This is a genomic window from Flavobacterium sp. CG_9.1 (assembly GCF_015751645.1).
Classification (GTDB): Bacteria; Bacteroidota; Bacteroidia; order Flavobacteriales; family Flavobacteriaceae; genus Flavobacterium; species Flavobacterium xanthum.
On record NZ_JADOVC010000011.1, the window covers coordinates 100,816 to 117,887 of the forward strand.

Genomic DNA, 17,072 nt, shown 5'->3' on the forward strand with positions numbered 1-17,072 from the left:
TTTAGGTTTGTAATTTCAATTAAACGGTTTATTTGGCTTTTTTTGGTGGTTTACAGCTTTTACAAAAATCAGGTAATTCATTGATATTTTGCAGCACGGCAGAATGGATTGCAGCGAGTTTCTCCTCCTCTTGACCAAGATTAGTATTTTTTGAAGCCATGGCATGATCTTCAGTGTATTGTTGCTGAATGCTGTTGAATACGACCTGTAAAAAACTCACGTCAGAAAAAGTACCTTTTTTATCGTATATTTCTTTTCGTAGTTTTCTGGCATACAGTTCAGATAAGTCGAATTCGTATTGTGCAAAATTCAATAAATATTTCGCAGTAATACTGTCAGTTGCGATAATAGATGCGGCATCCCGCTTGAATGAGGAAATTACTTTAGCATTAAAGTTTTTGGTAAACATAAATTCGACATTACTCATTTGGAATGCAAAATCAAGACTGGAGGCCGTATGAATGCTATTTATATCTACAGCACCAATTTGAGTAGCATTAGATTGAAAATCGGAAAGTTGCAACTGGTATTTTCCATCCCACTCCACGTTATTTTGAGCATGTACTTGTGCCATTACGAAACCTAATGCTATTAAAACTAATTTTTTCATGAAGTGATTTTTAGTGCAAGATAATGCTAATATCCAGAAAATTATAGATTTCGTTTTAAAGAATATTGTGTGTAAATTTGCAGCACGTTGCGAGAAGGATAGCAGCGGCATCCTTTTGTGGAGCGATAGCGCAACAAAAGATACAGCGGATAGCCTGACCCGACGAAGTAAGGGACTCGCACAAACAAAAAGAATATGACAGAAAGAAAAAAAGTTGCTTTTTATACGCTTGGTTGCAAACTAAATTTTTCCGAAACATCGACGATTGCTCGTTCTATTGAATACGAAGGCTTTGATCGTGTGGATTTTGAAGAAGTGGCTGATATGTACGTGATAAACACGTGTTCTGTGACTGAAAATGCGGATAAGCAATTCAAGCAGATTGTAAAAAAAGCAATGAAATTGAATGATAAAGCATTTGTTGCGGCGGTGGGCTGTTATGCGCAATTGAAACCTGAGGAGTTGGCGGCAGTTGATGGGGTTGATTTAGTTCTTGGAGCCACCGAAAAATTTAAACTAGCAGATTATATTAATGATTTGTCTAAAAATGACTTTGGTGAAGTGCACTCTTGTGAGATTGTTGAAGCAGATTTTTATGTGGGAAGTTACTCGATAGGGGACAGAACGCGTGCTTTTTTGAAGGTGCAAGATGGTTGTGATTATAAATGTACGTATTGCACGATTCCACTAGCAAGAGGAATTTCCAGAAGTGATGCTTTAGAAAACGTATTGCAAAATGCGGCAGCTATTTCAGCGCAAGACATTAAGGAAATTGTTTTGACCGGTGTAAACATTGGCGATTACGGAAAAGGAGAATTTGGAAATAAAAAACACGAACATACTTTTCTGGAATTAGTTCAAGCCTTGGATGCGGTTGAAGGAATCGAAAGATTGCGAATATCATCTATTGAGCCTAATTTATTGAAAAACGAAACGATTGAATTTGTGTCAAAAAGCAGGACTTTTGTTCCTCATTTTCACATTCCGTTGCAATCCGGTAGCAATGACATTTTGAAATTAATGAAACGACGTTACCAACGTGAAATATATACAGAACGAGTAAATAAAATTCGGGAAGTCATGCCTCACGCTTGTATTGGCGTGGACGTAATTGTTGGTTTTCCCGGAGAAACGGACGAGCATTTCTTGGAGACGTATAATTTTTTAAATGAAATGGATATTTCTTATTTGCACGTTTTCAAATATTCGGAGCGTGATAATACAGAAGCGGCCGAAATGAATGGCGTAGTTCCTGAAAATGTAAGAGTGAAAAGAAGTAAAATGATGCGTGGATTGTCGGTAAAAAAACGCCGTGCTTTTTATGAAAGTCAGTTAGGTAGCAATAGAACTGTTTTATTCGAAAGTGAAAATAAAGAAGGATATATTCACGGGTTTACAGAGAATTACGTAAAAGTAAAAACACCTTGGAATCCCGAATTAGTAAATACGTTGCATGAAATCAATTTGACTAAAATCGATGAAGATGGAAGCGTTCGGATGGATTTTGTTTCGGTTTTGGTGTAAAGCTTAAATCATTTTTTAAACATATAAGTCATTTAAGTTTTTGGGACTAACATGAAGTGCAGGAGCTTTTAAAAATAGTAGGGTGTACTAAATCAAGTCATTAAAATTTTTAAACCATTAAGACATTAAGAAATTAAGCGAAAAACTTAATGAAACTTATTTTCTTAATGGTTTTGTGTTTTATGCATCCGCTCCTGTATGTAAAAATATAAACGAATTACGGATTCGTAGACCAAATACTACTGTTTTTGATAAAAACGCGACGGTTTAATTTAAGCTGAGCGATGATTAATTCGGCCATATCTTCGGCTTGCATGACTTTATCAGGATTTCCATCGGTTAGTTTCAATTCTTTGGCCATATCAGTGGCAACAGTGCTTGGTGTTAAAGCTGTAACTCGGATGTTGTGTTTACGAACTTCTTGCATCAATGATTCTGTCAATCCTAAAACCGCAAATTTTGAAGCGCTGTACGCACTGGTTAACGCATTTCCACTTAATCCTGCCGTCGAGGAAATATTGATGATATCTCCAGTTTGTCTTTCAATCATATTTGGTAAAACGGCACGTGTCGCATAATACGTTCCCATCAAGTTGACTTGGATAATACGTTCCCAAGCTTCAGGTTCTAGTTCGAGGAATTTACCAAAAGCAGCAATTCCCGCGTTATTGATTAGAATGTCAATTGTTTTAAATTCAGATAAGGCTTTATCTACTGCGGCGTTTACTGAATCAATGTTGGCAACATCAGCAATAAGGGTTAATGATTTAACTCCTAAAGCATTCACTTCTAGCGCTACTTGATCTAAATCCGATTGTGTTCGGGCAACTAGGATTACATTAACCCCTTCTTTAGCTAAAGCGATAGCAACTACTTTACCAATTCCTTTTCCGGCACCGGTTATCAGTGCATTTTTATTTTTTAAGTCGTTCATCTTATTTTCTTTTTGTGTGACGTGATTAGCAAAGTTAAGTGTTTAGCTTTTTTTAAGCGGTACTAAAATGTAAAATGGCATAGTATTAACGTTTTTGTAGTTCTAAAAAAGAAGCTTAAGATCTTGTTATAGGTTGTGCTTACTTGGTAGCAAATAACTTCTTCAACCATTAAATGGAGCCATTTGGTGTAAAGCGGTGTCGGCTTTAAGTTTTGCCAATATTTAAATAAGACAAGAAAATATCATAATTATGTAACAATCAACTTTGTAAAAAAGATCATTTTTGCAAATAATTATTCACAAAAATAATAAAATCCTCTTATGAAAAAAATAGCCCTTATTTTAAATATTAGTATTGCAATCTTGTTTTTTTCTTGTAAACAACAAGATAAACAGGATACAACAACTGAAACTGTTACTGTCAAAGAGAGACACGAGCCAAAAAAAATGGCCTATCATATCGAAAGTGCTAAAGAATTTTTGTCAAAAAACAGTAATGATGCTGCGCAATTAAATATTGCATACGCCCTTAATAGAACAGATGAAGCTAATTTTAAAGAAATGGATTCTGTTGTTATTCCAGATGATAGTAGCGGAGATATAGAATTTTACTTCCCATTTCCATTAGAGGTTTCTTCCTTGAAAGAAGTTAATAAGATTGTTTTTTTTTCGTATCCTACACAAACTTTTGCGGCCTATGAAAAAGGGCAGTTAGTTTACACTGGTCCTACTAATATGGGACGTGAAAAAGATAAAACTCCTAAGGGTCTTTTTTTTACAAACTGGAAAGCAGAGCAAACCACCAGTACTTTTGATGATGAGTGGGAACTACATTGGAATTTTAACATAGAAAATAAATTGGGTGTGGGATGGCATCAATATGCTTTACCGGGATATCCCGCTTCTCATTCTTGTCTAAGACTGCAAGAAAAGGATGCGCGCAAATTGTATGATTGGGCAGAGCAATGGGAATTAGCCGATCCAGAAACGGTAAAGGTAAAAGGAACTCCGGTAATCGTTTTTGGCGCCTATGATTTTGCCGCTTCTAAACCATGGTTGCAATTAGTTACGGATCCTAAAGTATTGGATATTTCTGAAAGTGAAGTTGAATCGGTAACAAAGCCTTTTTTAAATACTATTCTGAAAGAACAAAAAATTAGACAGGATTTTCAGCGTTCTCAAAAATAAATACGTTGCGATTTTTGTTGGAACAAGTTGTATTACTTTGGCCAGTTTTCTTTAGCTACGTTTATATTGTTTTGTTGTAATTAAATGCGAAAGAAGCGCTTTGTGGTATTCAGCTTTAGTTTTAAAATTATTTTGTACCGTTGCAAACACCTTTACTACGAAGTAAGGTTTGGAGATTTCTAGAATTGTACTATAATTTTTAGGCGTTAAATTTGGAGCAGACCGAATTAGATCTTTAGTGTTTTTGGTCTTCGAATTGCAGTGATGAAGTGGATTATTTCGTGTTTAATAGATGCAGTATTTCCTCTGGGTTTTGAACTTCTATTATTAATTTTTTAAAATAATGGTCTTTTAATTCGACCACCACCGCATTTTTTTTGTTCATGACGTCCCAAAAATTCCTGCCTTTTTTATAAAATGTTCCGGCAGCAATTAATCCTGGGATTTCAGTTCCTGGCATTCTAAAGCCTTTCCAAAAGGTAAAATCTTCTGATTCTTGGTGGGCTCTGATGATGCTTGTTTTTGGTACAATAATTTTGCTTTCCATTGCCCAAATTTTATGAAGTCCTATAATTTCGAAAATAAAATTATCGTTTTTTACTAGTACTGATACCACATTAATTAGATTTTAAAGAAAATAAACAAAAAAACTCCTGAAATTCAGGAGTTTTGTCTTTAGTCAAGTTTGTTTTTTATATAATATTTACCATCCAGATCTTCATCAAAATCGTCAATTTTAACGGGTTTTGGTTTTGGTTTGTTTGCAGTCGCTTTCTTTTTCCACATTTCGAATTTTTCAGCCGGCATCTTCTTTTTCATGATCTCAAGAATTTCTTTCTCGGCCAGACCAAATTCTTTTTTGATGATTTCAAAAGGGTTTTTTTCTTCTAAAGCCATTGTAACAAGTTTTTCTGTTTGCTCCCAGTTCAATTCTTTTCGGTTACTCTTTTTCATCACGTGAAAATTAATTCAAATAAGTGTTAATGATTAATAAATTACAATTCTAATTTAATACCAATATTAAGAAAAAAATATTTAGCTTTTATCAAAAGATTGCTTTTTTTATATTTTTTACTGATTTTTTTTTAAAGGTTGTTTTTGAAAGGGTATTTTTAATAAATTTTTTAGTTCATTGTGCTCTTCAGGATGGGGATGCGTATCGATGCCGTAAACGATTTCCTCTTTAGGGAGCGTCATAAAAGTACCAAAAAGTCTATCCCAAATGGAGAAGATATTTCCATAATTACTATCCGTGTAAGGAAGAACATGATGGTGGTGTACTTTATGCATGTCTGGAGAAACAATAAAATAACTCAAGATTGTATCTACTTTTTTTGGTAGCGAGATGTTAGCATGGTTGAACTGCGTTGCTACAACAGATAGGGTTTGGTAAAGGAAAACCAGCCACATGGGGGTTCCAATGATTAAAACACCTAGCGCAGTAAAGGTAAACCGTATCACACTTTCACCAGGATGATGCCTGTTTGCTGTGGTGGTGTCTATCCATGTATCCGTATGATGAATTAAATGGAATCGCCATAGGATTTTAGTTTTATGTTCTATTAGATGGACTAGATAGGCTCCAATTAGATCCAGTAGCAGCAGACCCGCAAGCGCATAAAGCCATACCGACATTTTAGGTAGCCATTGCAAAATGCCAAAATGGTTTGCAATAGTCCAATCAGCTGTTTTCAACAAGATGAAAGCCAAGCAAAAATTGACTACAATAGTGGTAAATGTCATAAAAATATTGATACCCGCATGATGCCATTTTTTGTAGTTGAAGTTAAAAAGGGGATATGCATTTTCTATCAGCCAGAAAAAAGTGATGCCACCCACAAGAATTAAACTTCTATGTGATGAAGGAATAGTAGAAAAATAGGCAATTATATCATTCATGATTAGAATATTTATTTCAAATCTACTACATTTTTAAGACAATATCTACTTGATTACCCGAAAAGTACCATTTATTCTGGAGCCGATAGTCTTTGTTGTTTTTGGAATTTGATGCTTCCAGAAATGTTGTGTTGTCCCTTTCATCAATAATAAGCTTCCGTGTTCCAGAATAATAGTTTTTTTTAACTCTTTTTCAAAATTATGCTTCAGTTGAAACGCTCGTTCTGCACCAAAGCTCACCGATGCAATTACCGGATTTACGCCTAATTCTTTTTCGTTATCGGCGTGCCAGCCGTTGCTGTCTTTTCCATCGCGATATTGATTGAGTAATACCGTTGTAAAAGTAGTAGCCGCGACGGTTTCGATTTTTGCCTTTATCTCTTGCAAAAGTAAATTCCATGGGTGCGGTTGCATGGTTATATTAGAATAAGAATACGGCTTTCCTTCATTGCCAAATAAAGCGGTCAAACGAGGTTGCGGATGAATTTTACCATATACCCTAATATCGTCTTGCTGCCACGGGATTTCTGACTCTAATTTGGCAAAAATAAGATCAGCTTCTTCTTTGTCAAAAAAGTGAGGATAATAAATAATCTCAGCATCTGGCAAGTCAAGATATACTGGTTCTGATGAAGATTCAAAGAGTGATTTCACGGGATTAGGTATATTGGTAGGCCCAAAAAATTAATAGTAATTGTAAAGGCATTCGCAAAAGCAAAACCCATTTAGGCAAGCCCATTCTCGCTTTTTCATCAAAATACATGTAGAGATGCGTTGGGAAAATAGCAATCAATAAGGCAATTATTCCCCAAGCGCCATAATTTGAAACCGCTGGGATACACAATGCAATTGCTAGAATTATTTCGGCTAAACCGCTAATTTGGTTTAATAATTTTGGATTCGGAAAATACGGAGGAATGATTTTCAGGTACAGTCTCGGGTTTCTGAAATGGTTTAATCCAGCAATAAAGTAAATAAAAGCCATCACGTACAAATGCCAAGGTAAATTCATAATAAAGTTATTTAGTACGAATTTATAAAAATTTAAATGAAATAAAAGCAAATACGGTCAAATTGAAGTTACTTGAATTTTTTAAAATTAACATTCATAATCACAATCGCTAAAATAATCAAAATGATGCCAATCCATTGGATCAGAGTTACTTTTTCGCTCAATAGAAAATACGCCATTAGTACTGATACAGGCAGTTCTAGGGCCGAAACGATGCTTCCTAAACCAATTCCTGTTAGCGGGAAACCGGCATTTAACAACAAAGGCGGAATTATAGTTCCAAACAGCGCTAGTATAAGTCCCCATTTTAGGAAAATCTCAAAATTGAATGCCCCTGTTTGTGTGGCTATGGCAAATCCAGCTACAATTACTGCGCCTCCAAGCAGCATATAAAGGCTGCGTTGTGCTGAGGAAACATGACTAGCAACCCGATTAGCCGTAAACATTGTTGTCGTAAAGGAGGTCGCTGCTAAAAATCCTAAAACGATGCCACGCCAGTCTAAATCTACTTTGCTTTGTATGAGATTTGTGGCAAGCGCTGTGCCAAAAAGTACGATAATGACAGCTATTATTTTTTGGTTTGACGGTCTTTTCTTTTCTAGAATCATTTCGAATAAAACACCCATCCAAACGGTTTGCATCAATAAAACAATGGCAATCGAAACAGGAATGTATTTTACAGCCAAATAATAAAAAATACTAGTCAGCCCTAAGGAAGTTCCTGCCAGCATTAATTGAGAAATATTTTTCTTGGATGCCTTAACTACACCACTTCCTTTTTTAACTTTTTGAAAAAGATTAATCAACAGCATTCCCGTAATTCCATAAACAAATTGAGCGATGGTAACTTCGGGCGTGGTAAAACCTTCACCGTAGGCTATTTTTACAAAAGTGGCCAGCATTCCGTAGCTCGTAGCACCTAGACCAACTAGTAAAACTCCTTTTAATACACTATTTTTTATCATTTTTTTCAATTTTAAAAAGCGGGCAAAGATAGATGAATTTATTTACGACAGATTTTTTTAGGGACTAAAATTATTCGAAAAACTGTAACAAATATTATCTTACAAAGTCTTATAGCAAAAATCAAATAAAAAAATATGCGAAAATTAGGTCTAATCGCCATGATGACTTTTGCAAGTGTGTTTGCCGTTTCTGCTCAAACTACTCCTGAAAAAGCTCCCGAAAAAACAACTGAATTAAATGAGGTTACTGTTATAAAAACAAAAAAAGCAATCGAGCAAAAAGCAGACCGTACTATTTTTAATTTTTCAGACCAACCTAGTTTAAACACAGGCTCGGTATTGGAAGGAATAAAAAAACTTCCGGGGGTAATAGCCTCGGATATTGCAGGAATGATGTACCAGGGAAAACAACTGGATGTGTTCTTGGACGGTCGACCATTAAATATTTCGACTACTGAACTGAACGCTTTTTTAGAGGGAATGCCTGCCAATGCTATTGAAAAAATAGAGATTATTACACAACCTGGAGCTGAATTTCCCGCTACTTCTGGTGGAGCGATTTTGAATATTATTACTAATAAAAATGCGAAGAATTACTTGAGTGCCACTTATACTAACAGTACAAGTTTTACGAGTTATGATCAGGTGCGGTGGAGAATGAACAACAGTCTTTTGTTGAGTGCTAAGAATAAATATTTTGGATGGCAGTTGAATTTGGGTCAAAATTATAGAGAAAGTGCGGTGTGGACAGCTTTGGAAAAACAGGAAAATGGGATGAACTCGTTACTTTCCAAAACAGATGCAGATCGTGTGGGACGAAACAATTTTATCAAATCGGCATTGACATTTGATATTGGCAACGATCGTTTGCTCTTGAATTACGATTTGACTCAAAACAACAATGACAGTTACACGCTTGGAAATGGACCTAGTTTTAGCACTAATGATGCCTCTATGAGTTCAGGCTTGCGCCAAGATGCTGTGGTTACCTACCAGAAAAAGTTTAAAAATACAGCCAAAAAGTTAGAATTCAAGTTGAATTACAACAACAATACTAATGACTTTGAATTAAGTCCAGTGGGGAATTCAGCAGTGACTTTAGCCAATTCTTCGAATCAAAATTTATACAATGCAAAGGTTGATTACTCGCAACCAATCAAGTTTTCTGATGAAGGAAAAGTGAGTTTGGGTGCTTTGTACGAAGAGTTGCTTTTTGATGCAGCTAGCAGAGGTGTTCCCAATTTAGAGTATAAAAGGAGGACCGCGGCCTCGTATTTAGAAGTGCATACTAAATTTGACAAAATGAATTTTATAGTGGGTGGTCGCGCCGAGGAGTACAACATTACTGGTAAAACAGATGTGGCTGTCTTGAGTACTTTTAAGCAATTTCGATTTTTCCCAAATGCAAGTGCGCAATATAATTTTAGCAATTCAGTTAATTTTAACGTGAATTACAATAAAAAAATCACGTTACCGAGTACTTCGGCTTTGAACCCAAACAATACAAACTATCAAAATCCAAACGTAGATTATTCCGGTAATCCCAACTTACAACCTACTATTTTTGATAATTACGAGGTAAAATTGAGTGCTTTTGATTACGCTTTTATTAGTTACAATATCAGTTCAGCTAAGAATCAAGTGATAAATAGAGTCACGCTTGATGCTGATTTGGTAGTCAACACTAATGAAAATATTCCCGAGGTGAAGATTCATAATTTTAGTGTTGGAATGCCAATTCCGTACATGTTGTTTACCAAAGGTTTAACCGAAACTTTGAAAATGAATGTGAATCCAGACACCATGAATTTTTTATATGTGTATGCCGGCTATCAATACCACCAAATTCCAAATGTTGATACTAACGGCTTTTGGATGTTTAACTTAATGTCGCAAATTGTATTGCCAGAAAAGATAAAATTTGTGGCCAATTATAATTACATTATTCCTAAAGGCAATTACTTTTATTTCATAGCCGTGGAACCCATCAGAAACGCTTTGGATTTAACATTCTCTAGAAAGTTTCTGAAAGAGCAATTAACACTTTCTATTTTTGCGGATGATGTTTTGAATACCAATAGAAATGCTTTCAATTCGTTTGAAACGCCCTTGCTTATAAGCAGTAAACAAGATACGAGGAAATTCGGCTTCAGTCTTAATTACAAGATTCCGACAAAAAATAAATTAGCCAAAGAAAATCCGAATTTATTAAACAAAGAGAAGAAGGAAGAAGACGGGATTTTAAATCAGTAGTGTTTTGCTTTAACTAAAAAAGAGCTGAAATTTAATTTTACAGCTCTTTTTTATGTCTTTTTAAAAAAATTATTTCTGAAGCAAATCACTCAAATGCAAACGCAAGGCATTTACGGAAATACTTATTTCCCAAAACGACAATCCTAACGAAATCAATAATCCTAATAAACTCAATCCAAAAAGATAAATTCCAGCCGTCTGTTGCTCTATAAACAACAGGAGCATGGCAAAAACGGAAAGGAATAAACTCAACACACCTGCCAATTGCATGTTGCGTATGAGCGTCAAACGTAAATTCATATTTTTGATCTCCAGTAAAATCATATCGTTCTCTTTTTCTTTGTATGTTTTTTTTAGTCCTCGAACAATTGTGGCAAGTGTCAAAAACCGGTTGGTATAAGCTAATAAAATTAACGATGTGGCACCAAAAAGCAGGGCAGGAGTTTCTATTTGTAAAGTCATTAGTAATACAGTTTAAATTAGAGAAAGGATACTAACTCGATGGTAGTTGCCTCATTTTTGGAGGAAATAAAACGGTTTATTTCTATGCAAACAAAAGTAAATAACAATACATTAATTAAGAGGTATTTTTGCATACAATTTTATAAGACCAACTGCAGATCAATAAAGAGTGTCATTTTTATTATATGATGGTTGTGCTGGTTGTAATAAAAAGATAGCGATCTGTGCTTACTTTCGAATTTTTAAACTGATTTTTAGTAGTTTTACTTTTTAAAGAAACAATGATGACACAAAAACTTAAATATAAGATTAAAAATATATTTATCCATCAATTAAAAGATTTAGGAACATTTTTAGGTGCTGTTTATGCGCTGGTTATTGGCTCTGCTTTGATGATTTTAGAGTACAATATAGATTTTGGAGTGCTTTTTAAAATTAATATTTTCGACACGTACTCTCGGTTGATCGCAGTTTCTAACGTTTTGATTTCGATCCTAATTGGAATTTCGCTCACTACTTTTTCAGTGATTTTTGTAGTCATGCAATTGGCATCTTCACAATTTTCACCCCGAATTTTACGGCATTTTTTAATTACGGATTTTAAAATGCAAAAATTTATTGGGTTGTTTGTGGGAACTATATCATTGTGCGTTTTGCCGCAATTGGCTTCGGTGTTTTTTTATCAAAGACCTTTTTTATTAACCCTTTTTGTGGGTTCTCTTTTTGCTTTTTATGGTTTGGCTTGGTCCTATCCTAAGATGATTACCTACTTAAGTGTCAATATGAATGTTTCTAGTATCACCAATCGAATTAAAATAGACATGATGGAGGAGATTACTAATTTGTATCCCGAAAATTGGATTGTTGGAAAAAATCTACTTTATAAGCGTGCTGTCATAAATCCTGATACATTTAAAATTCTAATCCTCAGTCCTTTTGAAACGGGCTATTTGGACAGCGTGAATTATAAAAAATTGGAAAAATTATCGGAATTTATCTTGAAGTCTGATGTTGGGTCACTTTTTGAGAATGCCTATCAGAAACCCATTGTAGGAGAGTTTATCATGAAAGACACTACTACACTTTTGGCCTTAGTTTTTAGTGAGGAAATCAAACCTAGTCAAATCAATATTTTGAAACAGGAAGTGAGCATTATAGTAAAAGATACTTTTAAGGTGGCCCAATTTAGGAGTCATACGCAGGATATTAATTTTGGCGTTAGAAAACTAGTTGACATTGCAATAAAAGCCATTTCGCCCGCAGTGAATGACCCTACTACTTGCTTGAATTGTATTGATCAAATTGGCGAAATTGCAAAAGAATTAGCCATCAAAGAATTTCCTTCAGCAGATTCGAGAACGTTAGGATCAAAAAAAATTCAAATCAACGAATTTAATTTTGAGGAGTTTATCGACTTTTGTTATGATCAAATTTTTCAGTGGGGAAAACAAGATCCAACTGTGGTAAAGCGAATCATTCGATCCATACGAATCATACTGCCATTGGTAAACAATCCGTTTAATTTGAAGATTTTAATCCAGCAAGTAGAGGAAATGGATTTGCTTGAAATTTATAATTTGTCCAATTATAAAAATGGAAATCTTAAAATATCAAAAGAAAAATTGACAACAATTGAGCTGGAATTGGCTAATTTTAGACAGAAAGCGAAACTACAAATCAAAGTATTAGAACAAAAAGGGGTCCTTGAACATTATGAGATGCATCATTATTCGGATAATTTAGCAATTACAAATGCCGAAATCGAGGCCATTAAATACCTTAAAGTCTACAAAATTTTTGATGAATCCATTTGCGTAAATGGAAATGAATTGATATCGTAAAATGTACAATAGGTTAGGATTATCTTCCCTATACTTATTGACTGTCATGGAAAATGTTTTGTGAATCCTTGATGATTTTTTTTAGAACGTTTTTATTTGATTCCAAATGGTTTGCTTGGCAATTCATTCACCCAATCATTTCCATATTGTTTATTTAAATAACTAGCAATCAGTTGATTGTTTTCAGTTGCTATTTTAAACGACATTGGGTCCATCACACAATTCTCCTTACGAAGACCAATTCCGTATTTTTCTTTGAAAACAGCGAATTCTTTTGGTATTTTGTTGTCCAGTCCGTGCATAATAAAGTTTAATTTGCCAGCAATGATTAGTTGTTCCATTTGTTTATTAGTCAGAGTTGTGTCTAAATTCATTGGAAAGGAGAACGTGTTCGTATTAAAAGTCGCTTCAGTTTTTGCAACTAATCGAATTGTTATGATATTTTGTTTGGCGGTAATTCTCGCGGGATAATAGGTGTAAGCCGTAAAGTCCTTTGTTGTAAATCCAAATTGATATTTGCCTGTGCCAGGCAATGATATTTTGAAACTTTTAGTTTCATTAATCGCAATTCTTTCATTTGTTTCGGTTATGAAAAATTCGCCAGATTTAAGTTCTTGGCCGGTTAAGTTTTCAAAAACTACGTCTGCGATAATTTCTTTTTCAGCGGCTTTAGCAGCAATAAAACTCAAAACTACAATTAGCGTTGCTATTATTTTTTTCATCGGTATTATTTTAGTTGTTTACTTATTATGTTTTAACTGAACTCGTGCAATTCAAAGATATTAAAATAGTTGTTGGCCAAAGTTGTTATTTTTTTTTATCCTAATTTTTCTCTTCCATTAGTTCTTTGGCTAGCTCCCAAATTTCAGTTTTCCCAAACTCTCCAAAGTAGGTGCTATATTTTCCTTTTTTGTCAATAACTACAGCGCTAAAGCAAGGATAATGATTTTTAAAAAACAATTTTTCAATAAGTTGATTGTTATCTTGTTCCCATTTTACTTGAGTTGGATGATAATATTTTAAGTTTTCATCATCTTTATAAATCCAAAAATGATTGTAGGTACCGATTCGCTTTAGTTTTTTTAAATAATCAGCATCGAAAATGTTCCATTCGGAAATTATTTCTGTGCTATTACTTTGGTCTTTTCCAGGATAATAAACGATTACCATTAGCTCATTAGTTAGTTTTACATCAGCGGAAAGAGATTTTTTTAAATTTTTAAAAATACTGTCATTAAGCTGACCATCGTTTTTTCTTTTGATCAGTAAGGACAGTGCAATGGTATCATTTTCAAAATATAAACCTAAATTCTTTTGAGGATTTTTCTGCTTATAAAAGTTCAATTCTGTTATTTCTACTTTGTTTTCACAAGTAAAAAAGTCTCTTTTTTACTTGTGAAAATCCCAGATTAATAATTGATATTAATAATATAATGGAATAGTATTTTTTCATTTATTACACAGTGGAATTAAAGTCAATCTTATTTAGTGTAAAAAAAATTAAAGTTTTCAAAACGCTCTAACTATTTTGTAAATATAGTTGATTTGTCGTAGACTAAAAGGTAAAAGAAAACTCGATAAAATCGCGCTATAGTTCCTGTGAGATATATCCTCCCGAAATTTAATCTCGGATTGATTGGGTTTCCGAACGGTGTTCTAAAATTAGCCTTAAAACAGGAAGCCGCGGTATTTACTGAATCTACCGTGCGATTTGTGGAATACTAGTTTCCAACTCCACTATAATTTCATTTTTTCGATTAAAAACTTCGTAAGGTGCATTGTAGCCTAAAAAGTAAAATCGATTGGTGTATTTTATTCCCTCGGCATTTAAAGCAGCTTTTAATTGCTGTTTATAGGTAGCAATCTTTTGATCGTTAGCCCAACCGCCAAAGGATATCGCAGCAACTGTTTTTGCAGGTTCCTCGCGAAATTTAATCTCGGATTGATTGGGTTGAGGAAGCGTTTCTTTTTTAAATTTCTTTGGAACCATGAACATCATCGTCATGGAATCATCAAGAGACATGGCTACCGGTGAAGTCATGGCTATTTTTTCATTTTTGTCGTTTCCACCAAAAATATAGCCTGCCAAAATTGAAAAACCTTTACTAGAAGACTCCTTGTATTTATTTCCCGAAAGTTGCACCGATGTAAACAAAGTGGCTTCGTAGGTTCGTATTTCAAAGTTCTTGTATTTCTTGATTACTTTGTAGGGATAGGTCTCTATATTTTTTTGACTGCTCATGGCAAAAAGTTGAGTTCCGATGAAGATAACGGATCCAATTCCGAGGATGATGTATAGTGCTTTCATGATTTTCATTTAATCTGTAAGGTACGCTATAAAAAAGTGGCATCTGTAAAAAAGGAGCTATAATTTAGTATTGAACCTACTATGTGTAATCGAATTGTTACTAATTATTATTGTTTGTGTTGACTCTCTCTTATTTTCAGGGAATCGTTAGCGCAGTTTTGCAAACTGTGCCCATTGCAATTGGCAACTAAAATAAATCTAATAAAATCACCTCTAATTCATTTTTTAATGCAGCATAATTTCTTGCAGAACTAAAACAGTACTCTTCGGGCGTCGTTACAATTTTATCTTTCACAGGATTATTGTGTATGTAATCCATTTTTTGCTTTATAAATTTATTACTGTAAATGTGTTCCGCATGGTAGCCGTTTTGCCAAACTTTTTAGTGTTGTTCTTGTTTTAAATGTTGACAAGCTTTTTTAAAATAATCCAAAATCCATTCTCTTCTACTTTCTGGTTCTTCTATAATGGTCTGAATAATTTTCTTTAAGGTATATTTTTTAGAAATACGCATCATATCAGATAACATAAAACTATCTGTTGCTTTGCAAAGCAGATGAATATGGCTGTGCATAATACAATAGCCATAGATTTCTAAACCCTTGTTTTTTGACAATGGTGTAACGCTTGAATGATAAGTTCATACTGATTTAATCGGGTGAAAATATCTACCCAGCCCAGTGTAGTTATCGTAATGAAGTAAGCATCTTCGGTTGTTGTGGCTTTATACTTTGTAGACATTTTTTGTGTTATTTGTATTTTTTGCTCACTAATTTTTGCTCAATAGTGTGGGCACATTTTTCAAAACTGCGCTACCGATTGTGGTATACCAGCGCGATCGGGATAGCACGTGGAAACGGACAAAATTAAAACTTTTACAAGAAAAGCTACAAGTAAAAGTATTAGAAAAAGTAGAGAAGAAGCCTTTTCTCCCCAAATGCCCTTGTTGCAAAACAGGCAATTTGCATCGAATAGCGGTTTTTGACCAGCGTGGTCCGCCTGCTTGGTATCTTGGCGATAGCCACAGCTCAAGTCCCTGTGAAAGTTAGCATTATGGGTAAGGGATTTTATGAGTAAATGTGAAGGAAATCACGATAAAAACCACTTTCATGATACGACAAAAAAAAGAGGACTCTAAATCCTCTTGATAATCCTTCTACTAATTTTACGATAACTCCATAAAGTTAACGGCATGTAAACGGTTCCGTTCAACCGCGGGTTCATTGTTGGCTTTTCAAGCCCAACGAACCCTTAGCTGTTAGCGGATGTTTTTTCTATTTAAATTTTTCAGTTAAAACTTTTTTATCATCTTCTGATATATTCACAATATTAAGTGTCAATTTTGTTCCAATTAGATTTTTATTTTTGAATTGAATTTTCAAATCATTTCCGTTTAGAATAAATTTTGTTAAAATAAATTTACTGAAATATGAATAATCATTTTCGTCATTGTATTTTAAAATAAAAGGTGCTTTATAAATATTTGTTGGATATGTATTTCTACAATACAAGTAAATTTCATTTTCATAAAAGTAAAATTTACAATAATTAAATTCAGTTCCAAAGTCTAATAATACATTTCTGTACACATATGAAAATATTTTTAAATCACTTGTCTGTTCTGTTTCATCGTTAATTTTATTTGATATTTTCTTTATATCTCTAAATTTATCTAAAATTATTCTTCCAATAAAATAAACACTTATACATCCAATAATTATCTGAATTAATGTTTCAATTCTTTCCACTTATTTGATTCTTTTTTTTAGTTTTATTCCTCGAATTTTGTCGTTTCCCTCAAAATATCCGCTAACGTTCCCGCGCTAAACGTCAGTTGCTGATGCAAGCGAGGCGAGTTCTCTCTGCCTAGATAAATATAATTCGTGAAACTACAAGTTCCCGTTAACGTAAATCAGCAATTGCGTTTAGCGTGTGTGTGTGCCCTGCATGAGCAGGACACACGCTGTAAGCTTGAATAAAAATTCGAAAATACAAATTGTCGAATTAGAAAACAAAACTTACAGCGTGTATTTTTCCAGAGGGTGTAAGTCCCTTATGGGCGGATTGAAAACCCGA

The 17,072-nt window shown here is 34.1% G+C and carries 17 protein-coding genes and 1 pseudogene; 4 read left to right on the top strand and 14 right to left on the bottom strand.

The annotated features are described in order from the left end of the window. Positions 1 to 28: 28 nt before the first annotated feature. A complete protein-coding gene (locus IWX83_RS07985; RefSeq protein ID WP_196828886.1) occupies positions 29 to 610 on the bottom strand; it encodes a hypothetical protein in 582 nt (193 codons plus the stop codon). A gap of 195 nt (positions 611 to 805) precedes the next feature. Between IWX83_RS07985 and mtaB the strand changes: the two genes are divergently transcribed. Continuing rightward, on the top strand, positions 806 to 2,134 hold the full coding sequence (gene mtaB, locus IWX83_RS07990) for a tRNA (N(6)-L-threonylcarbamoyladenosine(37)-C(2))-methylthiotransferase MtaB (RefSeq protein ID WP_196828888.1): 1,329 nt from the start codon (positions 806 to 808) through the stop codon (positions 2,132 to 2,134). Positions 2,135 to 2,351: 217 nt separating this feature from the next. On the opposite strand, the gene IWX83_RS07995 is transcribed toward mtaB, so the two are convergent. Next, positions 2,352 to 3,068 carry a 3-ketoacyl-ACP reductase gene (locus IWX83_RS07995; RefSeq protein ID WP_196828889.1) on the bottom strand — a complete coding sequence of 239 codons (717 nt, stop codon included), beginning with the start codon at positions 3,066 to 3,068 and terminating at the stop codon, positions 2,352 to 2,354. Between the two features lie 321 nt (positions 3,069 to 3,389). Between IWX83_RS07995 and IWX83_RS08000 the strand changes: the two genes are divergently transcribed. Next, positions 3,390 to 4,256: a L,D-transpeptidase gene (locus tag IWX83_RS08000; RefSeq protein ID WP_196828890.1), complete on the top strand. Its 867-nt coding sequence runs from the start codon at positions 3,390 to 3,392 to the stop codon at positions 4,254 to 4,256. A gap of 274 nt (positions 4,257 to 4,530) precedes the next feature. Here the strand turns inward: IWX83_RS08000 and IWX83_RS08005 are convergent, their stop codons facing one another. From IWX83_RS08005 to IWX83_RS08030, 6 genes are all read right to left on the bottom strand, one after another. Beyond that, a complete protein-coding gene (locus tag IWX83_RS08005; protein ID WP_073353472.1) occupies positions 4,531 to 4,872 on the bottom strand; it encodes a hypothetical protein in 342 nt (113 codons plus the stop codon). Between the two features lie 59 nt (positions 4,873 to 4,931). Then, a complete protein-coding gene (locus IWX83_RS08010; RefSeq protein WP_066081282.1) occupies positions 4,932 to 5,210 on the bottom strand; it encodes a DUF2805 domain-containing protein in 279 nt (92 codons plus the stop codon). A gap of 117 nt (positions 5,211 to 5,327) precedes the next feature. Then, complete coding sequence (locus IWX83_RS08015) at positions 5,328 to 6,155, bottom strand: sterol desaturase family protein (protein WP_196828891.1); 828 nt, start codon at positions 6,153 to 6,155, stop codon at positions 5,328 to 5,330. Positions 6,156 to 6,200: 45 nt separating this feature from the next. Further along, positions 6,201 to 6,809 carry an alpha-ketoglutarate-dependent dioxygenase AlkB gene (locus tag IWX83_RS08020; RefSeq protein ID WP_196828892.1) on the bottom strand — a complete coding sequence of 203 codons (609 nt, stop codon included), beginning with the start codon at positions 6,807 to 6,809 and terminating at the stop codon, positions 6,201 to 6,203. Positions 6,810 to 6,813: 4 nt separating this feature from the next. Further along, positions 6,814 to 7,167: a DoxX family protein gene (locus IWX83_RS08025; protein ID WP_196828893.1), complete on the bottom strand. Its 354-nt coding sequence runs from the start codon at positions 7,165 to 7,167 to the stop codon at positions 6,814 to 6,816. Between the two features lie 68 nt (positions 7,168 to 7,235). After that, positions 7,236 to 8,132 (bottom strand): DMT family transporter, encoded by an 897-nt coding sequence (locus IWX83_RS08030; RefSeq protein WP_196828894.1) that lies wholly within the window; start codon positions 8,130 to 8,132, stop codon positions 7,236 to 7,238. 135 nt (positions 8,133 to 8,267) lie between these two features. On the opposite strand from IWX83_RS08030, the gene IWX83_RS08035 reads away from it, so the two are divergent. Beyond that, the gene (locus IWX83_RS08035) at positions 8,268 to 10,385 is read left to right on the top strand and encodes a TonB-dependent receptor domain-containing protein (RefSeq protein ID WP_196828895.1); all 2,118 of its coding nucleotides are present in this window, start codon (positions 8,268 to 8,270) and stop codon (positions 10,383 to 10,385) included. 69 nt (positions 10,386 to 10,454) lie between these two features. Here the strand turns inward: IWX83_RS08035 and IWX83_RS08040 are convergent, their stop codons facing one another. Beyond that, a complete protein-coding gene (locus IWX83_RS08040; RefSeq protein WP_196828896.1) occupies positions 10,455 to 10,847 on the bottom strand; it encodes a DUF2721 domain-containing protein in 393 nt (130 codons plus the stop codon). 284 nt (positions 10,848 to 11,131) lie between these two features. Between IWX83_RS08040 and IWX83_RS08045 the strand changes: the two genes are divergently transcribed. Further along, positions 11,132 to 12,688, top strand: a complete 1,557-nt coding sequence (locus tag IWX83_RS08045; protein ID WP_231379878.1) for a DUF2254 family protein — start codon at positions 11,132 to 11,134, stop codon at positions 12,686 to 12,688. Between the two features lie 92 nt (positions 12,689 to 12,780). On the opposite strand, the gene IWX83_RS08050 is transcribed toward IWX83_RS08045, so the two are convergent. From IWX83_RS08050 to IWX83_RS08070, 5 genes and pseudogenes are all read right to left on the bottom strand, one after another. Further along, a complete protein-coding gene (locus IWX83_RS08050; protein WP_196828899.1) occupies positions 12,781 to 13,410 on the bottom strand; it encodes a hypothetical protein in 630 nt (209 codons plus the stop codon). A 100-nt stretch (positions 13,411 to 13,510) separates the two neighbouring features. Next, positions 13,511 to 14,032 carry a hypothetical protein gene (locus tag IWX83_RS08055; RefSeq protein WP_196828901.1) on the bottom strand — a complete coding sequence of 174 codons (522 nt, stop codon included), beginning with the start codon at positions 14,030 to 14,032 and terminating at the stop codon, positions 13,511 to 13,513. Between the two features lie 355 nt (positions 14,033 to 14,387). Next, complete coding sequence (locus IWX83_RS08060; RefSeq protein ID WP_196828903.1) at positions 14,388 to 14,996, bottom strand: heme-binding protein; 609 nt, start codon at positions 14,994 to 14,996, stop codon at positions 14,388 to 14,390. 187 nt (positions 14,997 to 15,183) lie between these two features. Further along, positions 15,184 to 15,737 (bottom strand): annotated as a pseudogene (locus tag IWX83_RS08065) (transposase). A gap of 533 nt (positions 15,738 to 16,270) precedes the next feature. Beyond that, positions 16,271 to 16,744: a hypothetical protein gene (locus tag IWX83_RS08070; RefSeq protein WP_066081925.1), complete on the bottom strand. Its 474-nt coding sequence runs from the start codon at positions 16,742 to 16,744 to the stop codon at positions 16,271 to 16,273. Positions 16,745 to 17,072: the final 328 nt, after the last annotated feature.

Bases quoted from the DNA above. Each gene is read 5' to 3' on its own strand.
- IWX83_RS07985 (WP_196828886.1), bottom strand. From the start codon at position 610: ATGAAAAAATTAGTTTTAATAGCATTAGGTTTCGTAATGGCACAAGTA.
- mtaB (WP_196828888.1), top strand. From the start codon at position 806: ATGACAGAAAGAAAAAAAGTTGCTTTTTATACGCTTGGTTGCAAACTA.
- IWX83_RS07995 (WP_196828889.1), bottom strand. From the start codon at position 3,068: ATGAACGACTTAAAAAATAAAAATGCACTGATAACCGGTGCCGGAAAA.
- IWX83_RS08000 (WP_196828890.1), top strand. From the start codon at position 3,390: ATGAAAAAAATAGCCCTTATTTTAAATATTAGTATTGCAATCTTGTTT.
- IWX83_RS08010 (WP_066081282.1), bottom strand. From the start codon at position 5,210: ATGAAAAAGAGTAACCGAAAAGAATTGAACTGGGAGCAAACAGAAAAA.
- IWX83_RS08015 (WP_196828891.1), bottom strand. From the start codon at position 6,155: ATGAATGATATAATTGCCTATTTTTCTACTATTCCTTCATCACATAGA.
- IWX83_RS08025 (WP_196828893.1), bottom strand. From the start codon at position 7,167: ATGAATTTACCTTGGCATTTGTACGTGATGGCTTTTATTTACTTTATT.
- IWX83_RS08030 (WP_196828894.1), bottom strand. From the start codon at position 8,132: ATGATAAAAAATAGTGTATTAAAAGGAGTTTTACTAGTTGGTCTAGGT.
- IWX83_RS08035 (WP_196828895.1), top strand. From the start codon at position 8,268: ATGCGAAAATTAGGTCTAATCGCCATGATGACTTTTGCAAGTGTGTTT.
- IWX83_RS08040 (WP_196828896.1), bottom strand. From the start codon at position 10,847: ATGACTTTACAAATAGAAACTCCTGCCCTGCTTTTTGGTGCCACATCG.
- IWX83_RS08045 (WP_231379878.1), top strand. From the start codon at position 11,132: ATGACACAAAAACTTAAATATAAGATTAAAAATATATTTATCCATCAA.
- IWX83_RS08050 (WP_196828899.1), bottom strand. From the start codon at position 13,410: ATGAAAAAAATAATAGCAACGCTAATTGTAGTTTTGAGTTTTATTGCT.
- IWX83_RS08060 (WP_196828903.1), bottom strand. From the start codon at position 14,996: ATGAAAGCACTATACATCATCCTCGGAATTGGATCCGTTATCTTCATC.